Source organism: Halomonas sp. THAF12 (genome assembly GCF_009363675.1).
GTDB classification, from domain to species: domain Bacteria; phylum Pseudomonadota; class Gammaproteobacteria; order Pseudomonadales; family Halomonadaceae; genus Halomonas; species Halomonas smyrnensis.
In genome coordinates, this window is record NZ_CP045399.1 from 531,310 (window position 1) to 550,684 (window position 19,375).

Consider the following 19,375-nt stretch of genomic DNA (forward strand, 5'->3'; position numbering starts at 1 on the left):
CTTACGATACTTTTTGATCGGCAAAACCTTTCATTCCGCCGATCAGCCGTCCTCGTGGGCCGCCTGATCGCGCTGGGCGATCTCGATGGCAAGCTCGGTGACGCCCTCCGCCAGGGTGCCGTCGAGGTGCTGGGGCCAACAGGCGGTGAAGGTCAGGGCGGGCAGTTGGCAGGGCAGCTGGACCAGCGCGCCGCTGGCCAGTTCCTCCTTCACGATGCGTGGCGGAATGGCGCCGATGCCGAGCCCGTCGAGGGTCATGCGCACGATGGTCCACAGCGAGCTCGAGCAGTGCAGCTTGACGTCGTCGATCCCCTGCTGGTGCAGCAGCGAGCCCAGCTCGTGGTAGGGGCGGGTGTGACGGGCGAAGGTGATCAGCGGGGTCTGGCCCAGGCGCGGCAGCGAGAAGAAGGCCGGGTCGAAGCCCAGGGCGGGGCTCGCCACCAGGCCCATGGTGTAATGGCACAGGTAGCGGTTGAGCACGTTCTCGATATTCACCGGGCCCATCAGGAAGGCCAGGTCGATGTCGTGCTGGGCGAGCTTGTCGGCGAGCCCCGGCGACCTGTCCACCTCGAGCTCGAGCGTCATCTCGGGGAAGCGTCTGGCCAGCTCGGCCAGGAAATCGGGCAGCCAGCTGTGGGCCACGGTTTCCACCACCCCCAGGCGCAGGGTGCCCTGGAAGGGCGTCTCCAGCTCCAGCATCGTGAGCGCCTGCTGGCGTGCCTCGAGCAGCTGCTCGGCATGGCGGTAGAACTGGCGGCCCTTGGCGGTGGGCTTGACCGGGCGCTGGGAGCGCTCCAGCAGCCGCTCGCCGATCAGCGCCTCGAGCTTGCCGATGCGGTCGGACACCGACGGCTGGGTCAGGTGCAGGTGATGCGCCGCCAGCCGGAAGGAGCCGAGGCGCACGATCCACACGAAGGCTTCGAGTTCCTTGAAGTCGAACATCGTCAGCCGGCCCCGCCCAGCATGCCGCTGCGCAGGCCTGTCTGGTCGCTGACGGGCAACCCGAACAGGGCGGTGGCGACCGCGGTCAGGGCGGCGGCGAAAGGACGGCAGACAGGAGGCGGCAACGAAAACGGCATCGGGAATGGGGCCTTCGAGAACGATGACATGATTTAACCATGATGCATGAAGCATACCCCCGGCCCCATCGCGGTGACATCCCCAGGGCGACCCGGCCGAGGCCGGCCGAGGGGGTGGGCGCCCGCCACCGGGCCCGTGCCACGCCTCTCGGCGATGCTACGCCGCGCCACCGCATATCGCGTATCCTGAGTCCAGACGAGGCACGAGAGCAAGGAGCGACGACGTGACGGGGCTGGTCTACTGGCTGGACATGGCGGGGGTGATCGTCTTCGCCCTCTCGGGGGTGATCCTCGCCTGCCGTTCGCGCATGGATCCCTTCGGCATGCTGGTGCTGGCGGCGGTGACCGGGATCGGCGGCGGCACCCTGCGCGACCTGGTGCTCGGGGTGCGGCCGGTGTTCTGGGTCGGCGATCCCGCCTACCTGTGGGTGATCCTGGCCACGGTGGGGCTGTCGGTGCTCGGCTTCCACTACATCCATCGCCTGTCGCGGGGCTTCCTGCCGGTGGCCGATGCCTTCGGCCTGGCGCTGTTCACCGTGATCGGTACCCACAAGGCCCTGACGCTGGAGGCGCCCGGCGTGGTGGCGGTGCTGATGGGGCTGCTGACCGGGGTGGCCGGCGGCATGATGCGCGACGTGCTGGCGCGCCGCGTGCCCATGGTGCTGCGCCAGGAGATCTATGCCACCGCCGCCATTGTCGGCGGCGTCGTGCTGGTGGGCCTGGAAGCGCTGGGCACGCCCTTCGCGCTGAACGTGGCGGCTTCGCTTGCCACCACGCTGGGCCTGCGGCTGTCGGCCATCCACTGGCACCTCGCCCTGCCGGTCTTCGCCTGGGTGACGGTGGCGCCGCCGCCCGCCCCGGCGCCGAGCGAGACGGACGACGACGCACCGCCGCCCGCGCCGCCGCGCCGGCCCAAGGCACGGGTCAAGCTGATTCCCCCGGAGCGGTCACGCCGCCGCAGGAGGTCGTCATGAACCGGCACGCCCCATGGCGCCGGCTGCTCGGCTGGGGGCTGGCACTGCTGCTGGCCGGCTGTGCCCTCGGCCCCGCCCCGAGACCCAGCGACGAGACGGTGGCGGCCGAGATTCGCGCCACCTACGAACGGGCCCTGCCGACCCTCTCGGCAGGCAAGCAGCGCCACTATGCCCAGCGGCTGTATCGCATCACCGGCGACGAGCGCTGGTTGCCCCTCAATCGGGCCTACGGCGAGCGACTGGTGGCGTCGCTGCGCGAGGAGATCGCCAGGCTGGACGAGCCCGGCTATGTGGCGCGTCGCAGCCGCGAGGGCGTCGAGGGCTATCCCGAACGCACCGCCAAGCAGCGCCGGCGCAAGCGCATGCTGGCCGATTGGGGCGAGATCCACTACGCCAAGGGGCTGGCCTTCGACCTGACCCAGGCCCACTACCACGGGCTGCTCAACGAGCGAGACCTGCCGGGCTACCGGCAGGCGCTGGCGTACCTCTCGGGCATCGACTTCCTGGCCTTCGTGACCGACCCGGAGGTGCTCGACGTCTACGCCGCCCAGGTCGCCAACCTGGTCTACTACCTGGAGGATCTGGGCGTGGCGGACCTGCGCGGCGAGGCCATCGCCGCCTTCCGGCAGCGCTTCCCGCCGTCCCGGGACGCCTCGCTCGACCGGGCGCTGTACCGCAACAAGATCTACGGCATGACCCACTTCGTGATCGCCGCCAGCGACTACTATCAGCGACCGGTCTCGGCGGACGAGTTCGCCTGGGTCCTCGACGACTTCGCCGACGACCTGGCGCGAATCCTGGCCGATACCAAGGCGGACATCTATACCGAGGTGGGCATCAGTTTCCTGCTGGCCGGTCGGGAGCAGGCGCCGGCCGTGACGCGCCTGCGCGAGGCGCTGGTGGCGGCCTATGATCCCGTCGCCGGGATGGTGCCCTCGGAGTGGGGCGGCATCGATCTCGAGCACGGCGAGCATCGCAACGTGCTGGCGATCATGCTGCTGGACTGGCCGGAGCGGCTCTATCCGGGCCCGATCCTGTCGTCCGGCCGTCAGGACGGGGCGCCGAGCGCCTGCCGGGGCAGGGCGCCTTCCAGCTGCGAGGCCAGCGTGCGCTTGATGTCGCGATAGAGCGGCAGCAGGTCGCGGTTCATGTCCCCCTCGACCCGGCGCTGGTCGATGTAGAAGGCGCCGCGATTGCCATGGAAATCGATGACCCGGCCGACCGGGGTGAACAGGAAGCCCGACATCGACAGCAACCGCGGCAGTCGTGGCTCCATCATGGCGAAGGCATGCGGGCGACCGGACAGGCCCAGCAAGGCGTAGGTGGCCAGGAAGAGGCCGATCACGATCAGCGGAAAGGTCTCGCGCTGCTCGGGGGTGAAGACGTGCTGGTCATGCAGCAGCCCCTCGATCTCCTCCTGGGTCGAGCGCCGGCGAAACAGCGGCGAGACCGCCAGTCGCGATACCTCGCAGACCGCGTCGTGGGTGAAGCGCTGGGGATGAAGCGTCGGGTGGTCCAGGCTGTCGCCGGCATAGTCCTCGAGCGGCAGGCGCGGGACGCCGTCATGCCGGGTGGCCCTCGGCAGCACCAGACGCATGCAGCCCGCCGAGAGGCCGGTCTCGCGATGTTCGATCAGGCACAGGATGGCGTGCTCGTCGTGGGCATCGAATTCCAGGTGATGCACCGGATCCGCCGGTGCCTCGTACCCCAGCTCCTCACAGTAGACGTCGTGACGCAGTCGGAAGATGCGGCGTCGCGTCTCGTCGTCATCGGCGAGCCGGAAGGCGAAGGTCTGCTGGAACCGCTCGAAGAGGTGGGGGGAGATCCGTGTGCGGCGTGGCGTCTCCTTCGCGGTGGTCGAGGACATGGCATGGCATCCCTGTGTCGTTGAGTTCTGGTTGGCGGAGCGTGGCCCCGATCAGGTGCCGTCGTCGAGCAGGGTCTCCAGCGGTCGCGGCCGCCCGAGATGGAAGCCCTGCCCGTAGGTGATGCCGTAGGCATCCAGCAGCGGCAGCACCTCGTCGTTATCGACGAATTCGGCGATGGTCTGCTTGCCGAAGCCTGCCGCGAGATCGGCGATGGCCCGGACGATGACGCGATTGTCGGGGCTATCGGTCAGGTGGCGGATGAAGGAACCGTCGATCTTGATGTAATCGACCGGCAGCTGGCCCAGGTAGTGGAAGCTGCTGAAGCCGACGCCGAAGTCGTCGAGGGCGCTGCGGCAGCCCAGGTCGCGCATCGCCTGCAGCACGCCCCGGGCCGTGGAGAAGTCGGTGACCGCCGCGGTCTCCGTGACCTCGAGAATCAGATGATGCGGGTCGGCGCCGCTGCTGGCCAGCTCCTCGGCGAGGAAATGCTCGATTCCCTTGTCGTGCAGTGACTGTCCGGAGAGATTGACCGCCAGGCTGATGCCCTTCGCTTGAAGCCGTTGAAGGGCCTGCAGGCTGTGGCGCAGCACCCAGCGGTCCAGCTGGACGATCATGCCGTTGCGCTCGGCGACCGGGATGAAGTGGGCGGGCGAGATCAGGCTGCCGTCCTCCTCGCGCATTCGGACCAGCACCTCGTAGTGCTTCACGTCGCGATCCGCGAGCCGCATGATCGGCTGCACCATCAGCACGAAATCGTCTTCCTGCAGGGCCTTGCGCAGCCGCTCGACCCAGTAGACGCGCTCCTTCAGCTCGCTCTTGGCATTCTCCAGCGTGGACAGCAGGTGCCAGCGCTGGTGGCCGTGTTCCTTGGCCTTGTACATGGCGACGTCGGCGCTGGCCAGCAGGTCGGCGGGGGTATCGCCGTGGGCGGGATACTGGACGACACCGATGCTGGCGATGGCCCGGTGACGCCGCCCGCCGGCCCGGAAGTGCATGCCCTCGAGGAGCTGGTTGCACTGCTGTGCCACGCCGATCGCCTGCTCGGCATCGGCGCCTTCGAGCAGCAGGGCAAACTCGTCGCCGCCCAGCCGCGCCAGGCTGCCGCGCCGGCCGAGATGGAACTGCAGCGCGTCGGCGACCTCGCGCAGCAGCCGGTCGCCGGCGTGGTGGCCGCTCAGCTCGTTGACCACCTTGAACTGGTCCAGGTCGAGCAGCAGCAAGGCGCCGTGGCCGCCGCGCTCGAGGGCCGTCTGGACGGTCTCCTGGAAGTGGCGACGATTGTAGAGTTCGGTGAGCGGGTCGCGTTCGGCCAGCCAGGTCAGGTGGCCCTCGGCGGCCTTGCGCTCGGTGATGTCGAGCCCCACCGAGAGGCGCGCCATGCCCGTGTCGCCGCCGCTGGTCAGGGGCGCGTGATACCAGACGATGGTATGCACCTGGCCATCGACGGTGAGCAGGGTGCGCTCCTCCTCCTCGGTGCTGCCGACATCCGCGATCGGCGAATGTCCGGGGAGCGGGAAGAGGTCGTCGAAGTGACGCCCGATCAGCGTCGCCTCCTCGACGTCGAGGATCGACAGGGTATAGGCATTGACCAGGCTGATCCGCCTGGCGGCGTCCTGGGCGATGATGAACACCCGGGCGGTATCGAGCAGGCCGCCGACGAAGTCGCGCTCCCTGGCCAGTTCGTCGACGCGCTCGGCGAGCTGTTCGCCCCGGGCCTGAACCTCGCCCTCGAGTCGCTCGAGCTGGTGGGAGAGCTCGACGGTGGTGCCCTCCAGCACGTCGATCTCGTCGGGCCAGCGTCCGGGCGCGGCGGGAATGGTACTGCGCGCCTCGGCGAAGCCGCCCCGGGCCAGGGCCGGCAGCACGCTGGCGACCCGCCGCAGCCGCGCCATGGGGCCCAGCAGGATGGCCAGCAGCAGCAGCTCGGCGGCGAGCCAGCCGGCGACCCCGGCACCCAGCAGGATCCGCGTGTCTTGATTGATGGAATTCACCTGGGCGGTGATATCCGAGATCAGCAGCAGATAGCCGGCATCGTCAGCGGATCGAATCCGGGTCACGGGAATGGCCGACAGTTCCTTCAGACGCTGCTCGTGGGGCAGCTGTAACGGGCCGTCGGCGAGGGTGTCCAGCGACACCCGCTGGGCGGCCCGTCGCAGCAGCGACAGGCCCGGCTGCTCCTCGGTCAGGGCCAGCAGCTGGCCTTGCCAGCCGGACAGCCGACGCGCCGGCACGGCGTCGTTGCTGGAGCGAGAGGAAGCGCCCAGCAGCGCCACCTCGCTGTTCGAGACCGACTTGATCTGGAGAATCACGTCGGCGAGCGTCCGGGACAGGATGACCAGGCCCACGCTGCGCCCGTCGATCAGCACCGGCACGGCGGCATACTGGCGGCAGTCGACGTCACAGCGCAGGGTCGTCAACGGTGTCTCTGTGCGGAACACCTGTGCGATCCAGCTCTGGAGGGGGGTGCCGTGCTCCGGCGAGCTGCCCCAGTTCGCCATCGCCTCGCCCCGGTCGTCGAAGATCCGGATCTCGTCGATGCCCGCGTCCAGCTGCAGGCTCGGCCATTGGGCCGCCAGCGAGGCACGTACGGCGGCGTGATCATCGGCTTCCAGGGCCTCGCCCAAGCCCGAGGACGCCGCGGCCAGGCCGGCCAGTTGGCGCAGTTCTTCCTCCGAGCGCTGCAGGATCAGGCGCACCTCGCGGTGATGGAGCGCATGCTGCTGCAGGCGACCCTCCTGGAACTGGCGGGTCAGCGTGGTATGGCCCAGCCAGGTGAACAGCGAGACCAGTACCAGCAGCAGCAGGCTGCTGAGCGCGATCACGCGCCAGGTCAGGCTCAGCGGTCGGCGCTGGCGAAACAGCGGGGGCAGGGTCATTGCGCCGGTTCCTTGGCTGTCATGGAGGAGGCGTCCGGAGAGCGCTAGAAGCGGAACGCGACCTGGAACAGCAGCATGTTCCAGTAGCGGTCCGTGTCCGATGGTTCGGGGTTGTCCTGGGCCGGCAGCCAGCCGGTGCCGTCGATGTAGTGATATTCGCCGGCCAGCATGATCCGCGGCGTGGGCGTCCATTGCAGGCCGAAGGTCCAGTCCCGGGCGAACTGCGAGTGGTCAGGGCCGGCGCCGCTGGCGGCGAAATCGTCACCGGAGGGATCGTCGCGGTTGGCCAGGAGATGGTCGTAGCGTACCAGCCACTGCCAGTCGTCGAAAAAGCGCCGCTGGTACTGCAGGTACCAGCTCTCGCCGGTGGTATCGAAGTTGAAGCGCGGGTCGTTGAAGCCTTCCAGGCCGGAGTTGCGCAGGGCGTACTCGGCGGTGAGGCTCCAGAGCTCGGCGTTGTACTGCAGTGACAGCACCCAGGGCCGGAAGTAGAAGTCGCCATCGCTGAGCCCGGGCTGGCGCGAGTCGAAATGGGCGCCGACGTCGGCCGTGCTCAGTGCCGCGACGACGCGTCCCCCGTCGTGCTCGTAGCGGACCTGGCCGATGGCGGAGGTGTGCGGCTCAAGATCGCCGGGAAAGCGGTCCAGGCGCAGGGTCTCGAGCAGGTCGTCGCCGGCCTGGACGCGGCCGACGCCCGCCTGGAAGCTCAAGGTGCCCTGAGGCAGGCGTTCCTCGTAGTAGCCCAGCACCCCGTCCGCGGAGAGGGCCAGCGAGCGGGTGCGATCGAAGTAGATCGACTGCGGCAGCAGGATGCCAGGGCGCGTGAAGGCCACGTCCCGGGTCTGGTTGTAGAAGCCGAAGGGGTTCTTGAAGCGGCCCAGTTGCACGCCGATGTTGCGCTGCTGGTTGGACAGCAGCTGATAATCGATCAGGCCGTAGTCCAGCTTCGGTTCGGCGTCGCCGCTCTCGCCGCCGGCCCGGCGGCTGAGCACCTGGGCCGCGATCAGCACGTCCTCGTGGGGGCGCAGCGAGACGTTGGCCCCCAGCTCGGTGAACTCCAGGCTGCCGCCGTGTTCGCTGCTGGGGCCGAAGAAGTCGTTGTCATCGGTGATCACCAGCGCCTGGCTCAAGAAGCCGTGCAGCTGCAGCGTGTCCAGCACCTCGCCCTCCCTGGCGTGCGCCGGAGCGACGGCGGCCAGCAGTACCGCGCCGAGAGCCCAGGCGGTGCATGGCTTATTCCATGGTAATGACTTGGACACGGTCATCCAGCTTCTCCCTTTCCAGATATCCCAGGGCGCCTGGGGTGCTGGCGATCTGTTCGAGCATCTCGGCCTGGCTGCTCACCCGCTCGGGCGCCTGTCCCGTTCCGGAAAACACCGCGCGGTCCCAGGCCAGCTGCAGCTGGTGGGGATAGACCGACAGGCGCTGCTTGACGAAACGGGCGTGCACGGGGTGGCGATTGGGCAGCACGAAGATGCGGGTGGCCTGGCCGTTGGGCCAGGTGCGCTGGCGCATGGCGAACAGCGCCCGGGTGGCGTCGCGGGGCAGGCGATGCGTGGTGACGCCCGGGTGGGCCACCAGCAGCACCGCCTGCGGATCCTCGCCGTTGTCCTGAGCCGCCGCCGAGGGCGCGAGCCCCAGCAGCAGCCATAGTCCGAGGGCCTGTATCAGACGTCCGAGCATTCAGACCCTCCCCATGATGACGTGAGCCGGGCTCGCGCTGGAGGAGCCTCGCAGCGGACACGACGGCTCACGCCGCAACGCCGGCCGGTCCGGATCGGGCGCCATCGGGACACTGGCGCTGAAGGAGTGCGGGATGAGGACGATGGCGCTATCTCCCTGGCGACTCGTCGGGCGTTGTCGTTATGTCGCTCGCGGCGACCCTCGGCCGGGCGAATGGCCCGGCCCGGGGCGCGATGAGCATTCACGCACAGCTTACCGTCATTCAATGTATGACGAAAAGATAATGCACTCACGGTGCGGCTGCCTCCCGGAGGCGCTCCGGCGGCCCCGTCGACGGGCCTGGCCTCAGCCATAGACGCCGAAGCTGCCGGCGTTGATCCACAGGTGCGTGGCCACGCTGGCGGCGTAGCCCAGGGCGATCACCGGCGACCAGCGCAGGTGGCCCATGAAAGTGTAGTTACCCCGTGCCTGGCCCATCAGCGCGACCCCGGCCGCGGAGCCCACCGACAGCAGGCTGCCGCCGACCCCGGCGGTCAGCGTGATCAGCAGCCAGTGGCCGTGGGACATGTCCGGCTCCATGGTCAGCACCGCGAACATCACCGGGATGTTGTCGACCACCGCCGAGATCACGCCGAGCACGATGTTGGCACCGGTGGCGTTCCAGCCGGTGTAGAGGGCATCGGACAGCAGCGCCAGATAGCCCATGAAGCCCAGGCCGCCCACGCACATCACCACGCCGTAGAAGAACAGCAGGGTGTCCCATTCGGCCCGCGCCACCCGCTTGTAGACGTCGAAGGGTACCACGCTGCCCAGCTGCTCGAGCATCTTCCAGTCGCCGCGCTGGGTGTAGAGGGTGCGCTTGCGCTCGATCGAGCGCGGCAGGGTCTGTCGCAGGTAATAGCCGAAGAACTGCAGGTAGCCGAGCCCGGTCATCATGCCCAGCACCGGCGGCAGATGCAGCAGGGTGTGGCAGGCCACGGCGGTGCTCACGGTGAGCAGGAACAGCACGATGATACGTCGCGCCCCGCGCTTGAGGAACACGTCTTCCTCGAGGCTGGCCGGTACGCGATTCTCGATGAACAGGCTCATCACCGCGGCGGGAATCAGGAAGTTCACCAGCGACGGCACCAGCAGGGCGAAGAACTCCTGGAAGTGCACGATGCCGGCCTGCCACACCATCAGGGTGGTGATGTCGCCGAAGGGGCTGAAGGCGCCGCCGGCGTTGGCCGCCACCACGATGTTGATGCAGGCCAGGTTGATGAAGGCCTTGTCGCCCTCGGCGACCTTGGTGACCACGGCGCACATCAGCAGCGCCGTGGTCAGGTTGTCGGCCACCGGCGAGATCACGAACGACAGCAGGCCGGTCATCCAGAACAGGGTGCGGTAGCTGAAGCCCTTGCGCACCATCCAGGCGCGCAGGGCGTCGAAGACGCCGCGTTCGTCCATGGCGTTGATGTAGGTCATCGCCACCAGCAGGAACAGCATCAGCTCGGTGAACTCGAGCAGGGTCATGCGGAAGGCGTGCTCGGACTCGCTCGACATGCCGGACTGCACGTAGACCCAGCCGATCAGCCCCCATATCAGGCCGGCCGCCACCAGCACCGGTTTCGACTTGCGCATGTGGATCTTTTCCTCGGCCATGACCAGCGCGTAGGCCAGCACGAAGATCATCACCGCCAGGCCGCCGACGAACGACTGGGTCAGGTCCATCGAGCCGGTGGCGGCCGCGGCGGGAGAGGCGAGAAACGCCAGCGGCGCGAGGGCCAGCCAGCGAGGGGCAGGGAATCGAGCGGGAGGCGAACGGTGGAGAGTCTGCATGGCGACGATCATCCCGTAGCGAAGAGTGTGTGAAGCATCCGGAAAATGAGGTGTCTCCTACAGATTACTGAGGCGCGCCGTCGACGGTATTGCCTCTTTGGTAGGGGGTGGCGCTGCGTATCAACGCTAGGGTCGACACCGGATGTCGGATTGGGCGCCCGAAGAGGGAAATTTTGTGGCATCATCTGCCCCCTCCGGCGCTGACCGGAACCGCATCGCCAACGACTTCAGGGCAGGCTCTCGACGCATGTTTCTCGATGATTACCACTCGCGCACGGACTCGCGGCTCTGCATCACCGCCGAGCAGGCCAGCCGTTTCGCCAAGCGCGTCGCCGGTGACTTCAACCCCATTCACAATCCGGATGCGCGTCGTTTCTGCGTGCCCGGCGACCTGCTCTTTGCCCTGGTACTGGCCCGTTTCGGCCTCTCCCAGCACATGACCTTCCGTTTCCTGAGCATGGTCGGCGCCGAGGTGCCGCTGGCCTTCGACGAGGACGACGACGGCCGGATCCGCGTGCGCGACGACGGCGGCAAGTGCTATCTCGAGGTGGAGCGCAGCGGTGACATCACCCACGACGAGGCCGTGGTCGAGGCCTTCACCCGCTGCTACGTGGCCTTCTCCGGCAAGAACTTCCCGCACTATCTGAAGCCGCTGATGGAAGACCGCGGGGTGATGTTCAATCCCAAGCGCCCGCTGGTGATCTACGACAGCATGGGGTTCTCGCTGGAGCGCCTGGACGGCATCGAGCCCGGCCTGGAGCTGGCCGACGCCTCGCTGGAGGTCATCGGCAAGCGCGGCGATGCGTTGCTCGAGTTCCGCATCATGGCCGGCGGCGAGGAGGTCGGTACCGGCTCCAAGAAGCTGGTGGTCAGCGGCCTGTGCGACTACGACGCCTGCACCATGGACGCCGTGGTCGAGGAGTTCTATCGCCTCAAGGCGGCCCACGACGCCGAGGCCTGAGCCTCGTTCGCATCGCCGCATCGCACTCGCCTCATCGCATGCGACAGGACCGCCCTTCGGGGCGGTCCTTGCGTCTGGGGCCATATGTAAGGGCCACACGTCTGGCCTCGCACGGTCAGGGCGACGACGGAAGCCCCAGCAGCATGCCGCCCAGGCCGCACAGCAGCACCACCCACCAGGCCGGGCGCTGCCATACCGTCAGCAGCAGAAAGCCCACCAGGGCCAGCGCGAACTCTGCCGGCCCCAGGACGGCGCTCGTCCATACCGGCCGATACAGCGTCGCCGCCAGCAGGCCCACCACCGCGGCGTTGGCGCCGCGCATCGCCGCCTGCAGCCCCGGCCGGGCGCGCAGGGCGCTCCAGAACGGTATCGCCCCCGCGAGCAGCAGCATCCCCGGCAGGAAGATCGCCCCCAGGGCCAGCAAGGCGCCGGGCACGCCGCCCGTGACCATGCCCAGATAGGCCGAGAAGGTGAACAGCGGCCCCGGCACCGCCTGGGCCGCACCGTAGCCGGTCAGGAAGTCGTCCGGCGACACCCAGCCCGGCTGCACCACCTCGGCCTGAAGCAGCGGCAGCACCACGTGGCCGCCGCCGAACACCAGCGCCCCCGAGCGGTAGAAGGCGTCCACCAGGGCGATGCCCTGACCGACGCCCGCCTGGGCCAGCAGCGGCAGCCCGACCAGCAGGCCGGCGAAGGCCAGCAGGCAGAGTGCGCCGGTGCGCCGACTCAGGCCCACGTTCAGCACCGCCGGCGTGGCCTGGGCGGCCTCGCGGCAGATCAGCCCGCCGGCCAGGCCGCCGAGCACGATGGCCAGCAGCTGGCCCGCGGGGCCGTTCACCGCCAGCACCAGCAGCGTCGCGGCCACGGCGATGGTGGCGCGGCGCCGGTCGGGGCACAGGCGGATCGCCATGCCCCAGACGGCATGGGCGACGATGGCCACCGCGACCACCTTCAGGCCATGCAGCAGGCCGTCGCCCAGCGGGCCGGACAGGCTTGCCGCGCCCAGCGCGAAGGCCATCAGCAGCAGCGCCGAGGGCAGGGTGAAGGCCGCCCAGGCGGCCAGGGCGCCCAGCGGGCCGCCGCGCAAGAGGCCCAGGGCGAAGCCGACCTGGCTGCTGGCCGGGCCCGGCAGGAACTGGCACAGCGCCACCAGATCGGCGTAGGCGTGCTCGTCGAGCCAGCGGCGTCGCACCACGAATTCCTGGCGGAAATAGCCCAGGTGGGCGACGGGGCCGCCGAAGGCGGTCAGGCCCAGCAGCAGGAAGGCGCGGAAGACGTCGGCGACGCGGGAGGCAGGGGACATGATCGCTCCGGACAGGATGTGGCAAGACGAGCTGGCAGACGGCCGCGGCCGGGGTGGGCAAACGCCGGCCCATGCCGCAAGATGCCGACATTATCCCGTCAAAGGATGACCGAGCGATGATACGTACCCTGCTGGTGGAGCCGGGCGAGGCCGAGCGCCGCGGCGGCGAGGAGCTGATCGCACGCTGGCGAGAGCGTCCCGACAGCCATCTGTGGGTCGACCTGCAGGGGGAATCGGTGGCCGACGAGCGAGCCTTGCTGGAAGACTTCGGCTTCCACCCGCTGGCCATCGACGACGTCCACCGCGAGCGCCATCCGCCGAAGATCGAGGAGTTCGAGGACCACACCCTGATCCTCTATCGCGGCATCTCCTCCTTCGACGCTGAGCTCGCCTATGTGCCGCAGCGAATCGCCTTCCTGCTCGGCGAGCGCCTGCTGATCAGCCTGCATCCGGGCCTGGCGCTGAGCATCGATCGGCTGATGAGCCAGGACGCCGGCGCCCTGCTGGCGCGATCGCCGGAATACGTGGCGCTGCGGGTCATGTACGCCTCCGCCGGCTACTACCTGGACGGCCTGCTGGCCTTCGAGACCGAGCTGAGCGACCTCGAGGACGCCCTGATCGAGAACGGCAACGACGAGCTGATGCGACGGCTGATCGGCTATCGCTCGCGGCTGGTGAAGATGCGCCGGCTCTACAACTACCACCTGGGCATCACCCAGGAGATCACCGCCTACGATTACGCCCACCTGCCACGCGGCAACGAGGAGACCCTGCACGCCATCAACGACGTGCACGAGCGCTTCGAGCGGCTGCACAGCCTGACCCAGATGTACTACGACATCTGCGGCGACCTGATCGACGGCCACCTGTCGCTGTCCTCGCACCGGCTCAACGAGACCATGCGGGTGCTGACGGTGATCACCGCGATCTTCGTGCCGCTGACCTTCATCGCCGGCATCTACGGCATGAACTTCGGCCACATGCCGGAGCTCGACTACCGCTACGGCTACTTCATCGTGATGGGCGTGATGCTGACGATCGGCGTCGGGCTGCTGTGGTGGTTCCGCCGCGTCAAATGGCTATGAACGGGTCCGGTGGGGCATAGTGCCGCAGCGTTGACGCCACTCACGCCGGCGAGGCGCGCCTCGATCGAGGCTAACGCCATGATTGCATGGCGTTATGGCCCGCCTTTCCGGCCCGTGCGCTGCCCATGCGTGCGGCGAGGCAGGGTGAAGGCCGCCGCCGAGCCACGTAGTCTCGAGGCTCCCTCTTTCTGACGCGGCCCCGACCATGCATCCCCAGCGTGAACAACTGCACAACGAGCTGCACGCCCGGCCCTCGATCTACTTCGCCGGCCCGGCGCACCTCCACCACTATGCCTTCCTCGACACCGACGGCGTCTGCGACGGCATCGTCCGGCGACTATGCGAGCTGACCGGCGCCCAGCCGGCCCCCGACGACGTCCAGGGCATCCTGACCCTCGACGGCGACCGGGTGCTGAAGTGGGAGCGCCACACCGAGTTCTTCACCCTGACGCTGATGGCGCCGATCGCCGACGGCGAGCCGCTGTGGCCGGCCCCGCCGCGGCGTCTGGCCGAGATCGCCGAGGCCCACCACGAGGCGCTGATCAGCGCCTCGCTGATCCGGGTCGAGAACGAGGCCGACTGGGCCGGCGACACCGCGCACTACGGCTTTCGCGACCCGGCCGGCTCGCGGGTCGCCGGCGGCGACGCCACGGCCTGGAGCGACTTCCAGCTCGACGAGGCCGGCATCAACCGGCTGCTGATCGTCAATCGCGCCCTCAACGACTTCCGCCTCGGGCGTATCGCCCGTCGGCTGCTGGAGATCGAGACCTATCGCATGATGGCCTCGCTGGCGCTGCCCCAGGCCAAGGCGCTCGGCGCCGAGCTGGCGGCCTTCGAGGCGGAGCTCGGCGAGCTCTCCGACCGCAACGCCGAAGACCGCCCCGAGGGTCCGCGGCCGCTGCTGGCGGCGATCGCCTCGCTGTCGGCCAGGCTCGAGCGCAGCGGGGCGCGCAGCCGCCACCGCTTCGCCGCCACCGAGGCCTATGCGCGGATCGTCTTCGCCCGGGTCGAGGAGCTGCGCGAGACCCGGGTCGGCGACTGCCAGCGGCTGGGCATCTTCCTGATGCGCCGCTTCCAGCCCACGGTGCGCTACTGCGCCGCGGTGGATCGCCGCCAGGAGCGGCTGGCCGAGAACGTGGCGCGCCTCAACGACCTGCTGAGAACCCGCGCCCAGGTGGAGATCGAAGAGCAGAACGTCGAGATGCTGCGCAGCCTCAACGAGCGCACCAGCAGCCAGCTGAAGATCCAGAAGGCCGTCGAGGGCCTGTCGATCATCGTCATCAGCTACTACATCTTCAGCCTGATCAAGCTGGCGCTGGTCAGCCTCGAGGCGCTGGGCATGGCGATCGCCCCGTGGCGGGCGACGGCGATCTTCGCGCCGCTGGCGATCCTGGTCATCGCCGTGCTGGCCTGGCGGATCTGGCGGGTGAGGCGACACGAGTAGGCGGGCGCCGAACGGCGCCCCGGGGAACGGGCCCGCATGCGGGCCCTTGGCCAGGGGCTACTTCAGGTAGACCTGGCCCTGCTCGTAGAGCGAGCGGCAGTCGTTGGCGTCGTGGTAGCGGTCCTCGTCGATGTTGAGCGAGTGCACGCCCGGGCCGGCGAAGCGCGGGTCGTCGCACTCGCCGTCGTTGGCCCAGCGGCTGGTGTTGTCGCCCCATTCGATGCCGTTGCTCGAACGGCTCGAGCCACTGGAGGCGCCGGCGCCGCTCCAGGACGGGCTGGCCTCGGAGACGTAGAGGTTGGCCTGGGGCAGGTCGCCGGACGCGTAGGTACCGACCCAGATGTTGTAGTTGCCGGAGGGCGGATCGTTCCACTTGATGCCGGGGTTGGTGCCGGCGGCGGTGGAGTAGTCATCGTTGCAGTGCCAGTTGCCGGCGGCATCGTAGACCACCAGGGTGATGTCTTGCTGGGCTTCGGCGTAGATGCTCAGGGTGTACTGGCCGGCCTGGTAGTTCAGGTCCAGGTCGGGGTCGCCGCTGACGTAACCGCTGCAGTTGGGCCCCGCCTCGCTCGCCGAGCGGCTGCCGCCGGCGGTGAGTGAGGTCACGTGCGGGTCGGGCTGGAAGCCGGAGTTGAGGTTCACGGTGCCGTAGGTCGGGGTGGCCTGCCAGTCCAGCGCCTGGGCGCCGGCGCTGAGACACAGCAGCGGAAGGGCCACGAGTGCAGCCTTGCGATGAGTTGATGACAGCATAGTCCAGTTCCCTTGCGTTCTTTTTGAGTCCGGGTGCGCGATGCACCGGATTCATAGTACTGCGCCTCCGGGGAAAGTCACGCCGTCTCCTCCTTCTGGCCGAGGCCCTGCTCCCGGCGGAGCGTCTCCAGGCGGGCGTAGAGGTGCTCGGTGAAGAAGCCGTGCATCAGGAAGCGCTGGCTGAGATTCCAGGGCCCGACCAGGTAGTGCGGGTACTTGTTGTAGGCCAGCTCGGCCAGGGTCGGATCGCCGATCATGCGGCCGATGCGCAGCGCGATGGACTGGTCGAGATTGAAGCCGTTGATGGCGTCGCGGTACTCCTCGCGGGTCAGCAGCAGGCAGAACAGGCACATGAACAGCACGTGGGCGCTCTCGAAGTCGAGCACCTGGGTGCGCCGGCGCTCGACCGTGAACTCGGTCATGTCCAGCGGCCGCCAGTGTTCCCAGCCCAGCGCCTCGGGCGGGCGCGGCGCGCTGTCCTGGCCGCGCTCGCCGAGCTCGGCGATGGCCCGGAACAGTTCCTGGTCGTGGTCGACGAAGCTCGCCGTCAGCATGTCCTCGATGCGCCGCGGATACAGCGCCAGCGGCTCGACCTCGCCGGCGGCGCCGTTGTCGATCAGGAAGTTGATGACGTTCGATTCGGTGGCGTAGTGGCGCAGGATCAGCAGATTGGCCTCGGGGCTGACCACGTGGCGGCAGAACCAGCAGATCAGCCGCTGCAGCAGGCCGTGGGCGCGGAACTGGGGCAGCGGCAGCCGCTTGAGGAACCAGGTCAGGTGCAGCAGCGCGCCCAGCACCAGCTGCAGCAGCGGGCGCAGCGACCAGCGGGTGGGGCGCTCCATGTCGTCGAGCCAGAGCCGCAGCGCCTCGCGCTCGATGGGCAGGGTGTCGTCGGCCTCCAGGGCGCGCAGGAAGGGGCTACGCCGGCTCATGGTCGATCTCCTCGAGCTGCAGGGCATAGAGCCGCGCCACCACCCGGGCGGTGCGCAGGATCGCCCGGCGCTCGGCCTCGCCGCGACACACCCGGTCGAGCAGCGCGTAGAGCTTGTCCAGGTGGGCGTCGTCGTTGGCGCCGTGATAGCGCATGAAGCGGGTGGCGCCGCCGTCGCCGCCGAGGGCCGCGTCGATGCGTCGGGCCCAGTCGTCGGCCATCTTGTGGCCGAGCCCCTCGATGATCCACATGGCGCCGATCAGGTCGACGGGATTGGGCTGGCTGGCGCGATGCATCATGAAGGCGTGCAGCGCCTCGCTGCCGGCGTTGCGCTCGGCGTGAACGATCGTCTCGCGCTCGCCGCCGGCCGCCACGTAGTCGGCCTCCAGCATCTCGTAGTCGCGGTGCTCCTCCCGGGCGTGCTCGATCACCATCGAGCGCACGTCGGCGAAGTCGCGCTCGAAGCTCGAGGCGCCGCGGGTGATCCAGCGCGCGCCCTCGATCACCTGCTGGCGCAGGTGGCACAGCAGCCGGCGGTAGTCCTCGTCGCTGAAGCGGTCGCGCTCCAGGCGCTGGAGGATCGGCACCCGGCCGAGCTGGCGCTCGAAGTCGAACCAGACGCGCATCAGGCCCTGCAGGCAGGCCTGGCCCTCGGAGGTGGTGACCTTGTCGCTCATGGGGTGGCCTCCCTGACCACGGTGAGGTGCATGTAGACGTTGTTGAAGCGCCCGCTCTCGGGCACGAAGCACAGCAGGGTCTCGCCCTCGGCGAGCTCGTGGGTGCGGCGGAACTCGTCGAGCATGATGAACAGCGAGGCGCAGCCGGTGTTACCGCGGGTGTAGAGGTTGGTGTACCACTTCTCCTCGGGAATGGCGGCGCCGGCCTGGGTCAGCATGTCGAAGATCTGGCCGCGGAAGTGATGCGAGGAGTAGTGACACAGCAGGTGGTCGACCTCGTCGACCCTCACTCGGCCCTCGTCGATCAGCCGCAGCAGGCCGTCGACGCCGAGCTTCACCAGGTGATCGAGCAGCCGCACGTCCTGGCGGATCAGCAGCGCGCCGTCGGCCTCGGCCTCGGCGTAGGTGGGGTAGTCCTGCCAGCTCGGGTGGCGCCCCTGGCCGTTCGGTCGGCCCACGCTCATGCACACCGGGAAGGCGTCGGCGTGGGACAAGCCGCGGATCCAGTCGATGCGGAAGCTGAGGCCGCGCGGGCGGTCCTCCAGCAGCAGGGCGCCGGCGCCGTCGGAGAGCATCCAGCGCAGGAACTCGGCGTTGAAGTCGGGCGTCGCCCCGGCGGCCTCGAAGCGGCTGGCCTTGAACAGCCGCGAGGCCAGCTCGCTGGCGACCACCAGCGCATTGCCGTGCTCGCCGGCGCGGATCGCCGTCCAGGCGGCCTTCAGCGCCATCATGCTGCTCGAGCAGATGCCGTGGCTGGTGTGCAGCTCCAGGCTCGGCAGGCCCAGCTCCGCCTGCACCATGCTGCCGAAGCCCGGCAGCACCAGGTCGCCCTGGCTGGTGGCCACGCTGAGCATGTCGAGGCGGGCGTCGGGCAGGTAGCCCCGATCCAGGCAGTCGCGGCCGGCCAGGGCGGCCATCTCGCCGTTGCTGATCGTGGTGCGATGCTCGGCATCGATCGCATAGTGGCGCGTCTGGATGCCGTTGGCCTCGAGGATGCGCCGCTTGAGCCGGCTGGGCTTGCCGTGGACCCGACCCAGCACCTCCTCGATGCGGTCGTTGTCCACCGGCTCGCCGGGCAGGTGATGGCCGGTGCTGGTGATGTAGACGCTCATGCCGACCTCCGGTGCTTCAGGGCATGGACCAGGCAGCGCAGGTTCTCCTCCGCGTAGGGGAAGATCGCCAGCACCGCCATGAAGGTGAGATAGAACGGCAGATAGCCGGCGCCGCCGTGGGGCACGGTCAAGGGGACCAGCGACAGCTGGCCGGCCCAGTCCAGCGTCAGCAGGTCCGCCACCACCGGGCCGTTGAGCACCGCGATCAGCGCCAGCATGTAGAGCGGCAGGCTGGCCAGGTAGTTGTGGGCGTGCATCTCCCAGATGCTGATGTGGCGGCGCGGGGCGGCGTAGTGGACGTCCCAGTGGGCCACCAGCTCGTGCAGCACCCAGGCCGCCAGGCAGATCAGCAGCACCAGCACGTTGACTTCAAAGAGCAGGCACAGAAGGATCGGCGCGCCGACCTGGAGGCCCATCAGCGAGTGGACCAGCGATTCCTTGAGCCCCGAGGTGGCCTCGATGCGGGTGGCACGATGGCAGCACCAGTCGACGAAGCCGGCGATGCCCCAGAGCGGCAGGAAGACGTAGAGCAGGACCTGGATCAGCAGTGCATCGGTGGTCATGGCATGGCCTCGCGGCGACGGCGTAAGACGATGGGTGACACGAGGAGGGCTCCTTTCCATGGAGGGATTCGGTGTTTGAAAACACTGTTCGAAAACGAGTCTAGTCGATCGCCATCAGGATGCAAACGGTTGTTTCAATCCGGCCGGGACGAGGGGGCGTCAGGCGCGCGACGGCACGGTGGAGCGGGGGACTCGCGGCACCCGGTGGCGCATAGAATATAAGCCATGGTGCATGGAAATGCTCGCCGTCG

17 protein-coding genes are annotated in these 19,375 nt (G+C 68.8%); 5 read left to right on the forward strand and 12 right to left on the reverse strand.

Going from position 1 to position 19,375, the window contains the following annotated elements; translation table 11 throughout:
* Positions 1 to 42: 42 nt before the first annotated feature.
* On the reverse strand, positions 43 to 942 hold the full coding sequence (locus FIU88_RS02430; RefSeq protein ID WP_172977642.1) for a LysR family transcriptional regulator: 900 nt from the start codon (positions 940 to 942) through the stop codon (positions 43 to 45).
* A 361-nt stretch (positions 943 to 1,303) separates the two neighbouring features.
* Between FIU88_RS02430 and FIU88_RS02435 the strand changes: the two genes are divergently transcribed.
* Together FIU88_RS02435 and FIU88_RS02440 are read left to right on the forward strand one after the other, a co-directional pair.
* The gene (locus FIU88_RS02435) at positions 1,304 to 2,053 is read left to right on the forward strand and encodes a trimeric intracellular cation channel family protein (RefSeq protein ID WP_152478045.1); all 750 of its coding nucleotides are present in this window, start codon (positions 1,304 to 1,306) and stop codon (positions 2,051 to 2,053) included.
* Positions 2,050 to 3,180, forward strand: a complete 1,131-nt coding sequence (locus FIU88_RS02440) for a DUF3541 domain-containing protein (RefSeq protein WP_152478046.1) — start codon at positions 2,050 to 2,052, stop codon at positions 3,178 to 3,180. Before FIU88_RS02435 ends, FIU88_RS02440 begins: the two co-directional genes overlap by 4 nt.
* On the opposite strand, the gene FIU88_RS02445 is transcribed toward FIU88_RS02440, so the two are convergent.
* The 5 genes from FIU88_RS02445 to nhaD all read right to left on the reverse strand — a co-directional run bounded on the left by FIU88_RS02445 (position 3,102) and on the right by nhaD (position 10,298).
* A complete protein-coding gene (locus FIU88_RS02445; RefSeq protein WP_152478047.1) occupies positions 3,102 to 3,920 on the reverse strand; it encodes a PEP-CTERM/exosortase system-associated acyltransferase in 819 nt (272 codons plus the stop codon). The two genes, FIU88_RS02440 and FIU88_RS02445, sit on opposite strands and share 79 nt — an antisense overlap.
* Positions 3,921 to 3,971: 51 nt before the next feature.
* On the reverse strand, positions 3,972 to 6,797 hold the full coding sequence (locus FIU88_RS02450) for an EAL domain-containing protein (RefSeq protein ID WP_152478048.1): 2,826 nt from the start codon (positions 6,795 to 6,797) through the stop codon (positions 3,972 to 3,974).
* A 44-nt stretch (positions 6,798 to 6,841) separates the two neighbouring features.
* Entirely contained in the window at positions 6,842 to 8,062 is a 1,221-nt protein-coding gene (locus FIU88_RS02455) for a hypothetical protein (RefSeq protein WP_216647294.1), read from the reverse strand.
* Positions 8,031 to 8,480 carry a hypothetical protein gene (locus FIU88_RS02460; RefSeq protein WP_216647295.1) on the reverse strand — a complete coding sequence of 150 codons (450 nt, stop codon included), beginning with the start codon at positions 8,478 to 8,480 and terminating at the stop codon, positions 8,031 to 8,033. Before FIU88_RS02460 ends, FIU88_RS02455 begins: the two co-directional genes overlap by 32 nt.
* A gap of 345 nt (positions 8,481 to 8,825) precedes the next feature.
* The gene (gene nhaD, locus FIU88_RS02465; RefSeq protein ID WP_253742691.1) at positions 8,826 to 10,298 is read right to left on the reverse strand and encodes a sodium:proton antiporter NhaD; all 1,473 of its coding nucleotides are present in this window, start codon (positions 10,296 to 10,298) and stop codon (positions 8,826 to 8,828) included.
* 247 nt (positions 10,299 to 10,545) lie between these two features.
* On the opposite strand from nhaD, the gene FIU88_RS02470 reads away from it, so the two are divergent.
* Positions 10,546 to 11,259: a DUF3581 domain-containing protein gene (locus tag FIU88_RS02470; RefSeq protein ID WP_016855092.1), complete on the forward strand. Its 714-nt coding sequence runs from the start codon at positions 10,546 to 10,548 to the stop codon at positions 11,257 to 11,259.
* Between the two features lie 115 nt (positions 11,260 to 11,374).
* Here FIU88_RS02470 and chrA read toward each other — a convergent pair whose 3' ends face one another.
* Entirely contained in the window at positions 11,375 to 12,562 is a 1,188-nt protein-coding gene (gene chrA, locus FIU88_RS02475) for a chromate efflux transporter (RefSeq protein ID WP_152478050.1), read from the reverse strand.
* 116 nt (positions 12,563 to 12,678) lie between these two features.
* Here chrA and FIU88_RS02480 point away from each other — a divergent pair, with 116 nt between their 5' ends.
* Entirely contained in the window at positions 12,679 to 13,647 is a 969-nt protein-coding gene (locus FIU88_RS02480) for a magnesium transporter CorA family protein (protein ID WP_152478051.1), read from the forward strand.
* A gap of 205 nt (positions 13,648 to 13,852) precedes the next feature.
* On the forward strand, positions 13,853 to 15,091 hold the full coding sequence (locus FIU88_RS02485) for a DUF3422 domain-containing protein (RefSeq protein WP_152478052.1): 1,239 nt from the start codon (positions 13,853 to 13,855) through the stop codon (positions 15,089 to 15,091).
* A gap of 57 nt (positions 15,092 to 15,148) precedes the next feature.
* Here FIU88_RS02485 and FIU88_RS02490 read toward each other — a convergent pair whose 3' ends face one another.
* The 5 genes from FIU88_RS02490 to FIU88_RS02510 form a co-directional block, all read right to left on the reverse strand.
* Positions 15,149 to 15,841, reverse strand: coding sequence for a hypothetical protein (locus tag FIU88_RS02490; protein WP_152478053.1), 693 nt, complete (start codon positions 15,839 to 15,841; stop codon positions 15,149 to 15,151).
* Between the two features lie 77 nt (positions 15,842 to 15,918).
* Complete coding sequence (locus tag FIU88_RS02495) at positions 15,919 to 16,773, reverse strand: hypothetical protein (RefSeq protein ID WP_152478054.1); 855 nt, start codon at positions 16,771 to 16,773, stop codon at positions 15,919 to 15,921.
* A complete protein-coding gene (locus FIU88_RS02500) occupies positions 16,760 to 17,449 on the reverse strand; it encodes a hypothetical protein (RefSeq protein WP_152478055.1) in 690 nt (229 codons plus the stop codon). The genes FIU88_RS02495 and FIU88_RS02500 overlap by 14 nt, the downstream gene beginning before the upstream one ends.
* Positions 17,446 to 18,561 carry a beta-ketoacyl-ACP synthase III gene (locus FIU88_RS02505; protein WP_152478056.1) on the reverse strand — a complete coding sequence of 372 codons (1,116 nt, stop codon included), beginning with the start codon at positions 18,559 to 18,561 and terminating at the stop codon, positions 17,446 to 17,448. The genes FIU88_RS02500 and FIU88_RS02505 overlap by 4 nt, the downstream gene beginning before the upstream one ends.
* Positions 18,558 to 19,124, reverse strand: coding sequence for a diguanylate cyclase (locus tag FIU88_RS02510; RefSeq protein ID WP_152478057.1), 567 nt, complete (start codon positions 19,122 to 19,124; stop codon positions 18,558 to 18,560). The genes FIU88_RS02505 and FIU88_RS02510 overlap by 4 nt, the downstream gene beginning before the upstream one ends.
* Positions 19,125 to 19,375 lie beyond the last annotated feature (251 nt).

Coding starts and splice junctions, on each gene's coding strand:
- FIU88_RS02505 (WP_152478056.1), bottom strand. CDS start 18,561: ATGAGCGTCTACATCACCAGCACCGGCCATCACCTGCCCGGCGAGCCG.
- FIU88_RS02480 (WP_152478051.1), top strand. CDS start 12,679: ATGATACGTACCCTGCTGGTGGAGCCGGGCGAGGCCGAGCGCCGCGGC.
- FIU88_RS02460 (WP_216647295.1), bottom strand. CDS start 8,480: ATGCTCGGACGTCTGATACAGGCCCTCGGACTATGGCTGCTGCTGGGG.
- FIU88_RS02485 (WP_152478052.1), top strand. CDS start 13,853: ATGCATCCCCAGCGTGAACAACTGCACAACGAGCTGCACGCCCGGCCC.
- FIU88_RS02470 (WP_016855092.1), top strand. CDS start 10,546: ATGTTTCTCGATGATTACCACTCGCGCACGGACTCGCGGCTCTGCATC.
- FIU88_RS02445 (WP_152478047.1), bottom strand. CDS start 3,920: ATGTCCTCGACCACCGCGAAGGAGACGCCACGCCGCACACGGATCTCC.
- FIU88_RS02490 (WP_152478053.1), bottom strand. CDS start 15,841: ATGCTGTCATCAACTCATCGCAAGGCTGCACTCGTGGCCCTTCCGCTG.
- FIU88_RS02455 (WP_216647294.1), bottom strand. CDS start 8,062: ATGACCGTGTCCAAGTCATTACCATGGAATAAGCCATGCACCGCCTGG.
- FIU88_RS02510 (WP_152478057.1), bottom strand. CDS start 19,124: ATGACCACCGATGCACTGCTGATCCAGGTCCTGCTCTACGTCTTCCTG.
- FIU88_RS02450 (WP_152478048.1), bottom strand. CDS start 6,797: ATGACCCTGCCCCCGCTGTTTCGCCAGCGCCGACCGCTGAGCCTGACC.
- chrA (WP_152478050.1), bottom strand. CDS start 12,562: ATGTCCCCTGCCTCCCGCGTCGCCGACGTCTTCCGCGCCTTCCTGCTG.
- FIU88_RS02440 (WP_152478046.1), top strand. CDS start 2,050: ATGAACCGGCACGCCCCATGGCGCCGGCTGCTCGGCTGGGGGCTGGCA.
- nhaD (WP_253742691.1), bottom strand. CDS start 10,298: ATGCAGACTCTCCACCGTTCGCCTCCCGCTCGATTCCCTGCCCCTCGC.
- FIU88_RS02495 (WP_152478054.1), bottom strand. CDS start 16,773: ATGAGCCGGCGTAGCCCCTTCCTGCGCGCCCTGGAGGCCGACGACACC.
- FIU88_RS02500 (WP_152478055.1), bottom strand. CDS start 17,449: ATGAGCGACAAGGTCACCACCTCCGAGGGCCAGGCCTGCCTGCAGGGC.
- FIU88_RS02430 (WP_172977642.1), bottom strand. CDS start 942: ATGTTCGACTTCAAGGAACTCGAAGCCTTCGTGTGGATCGTGCGCCTC.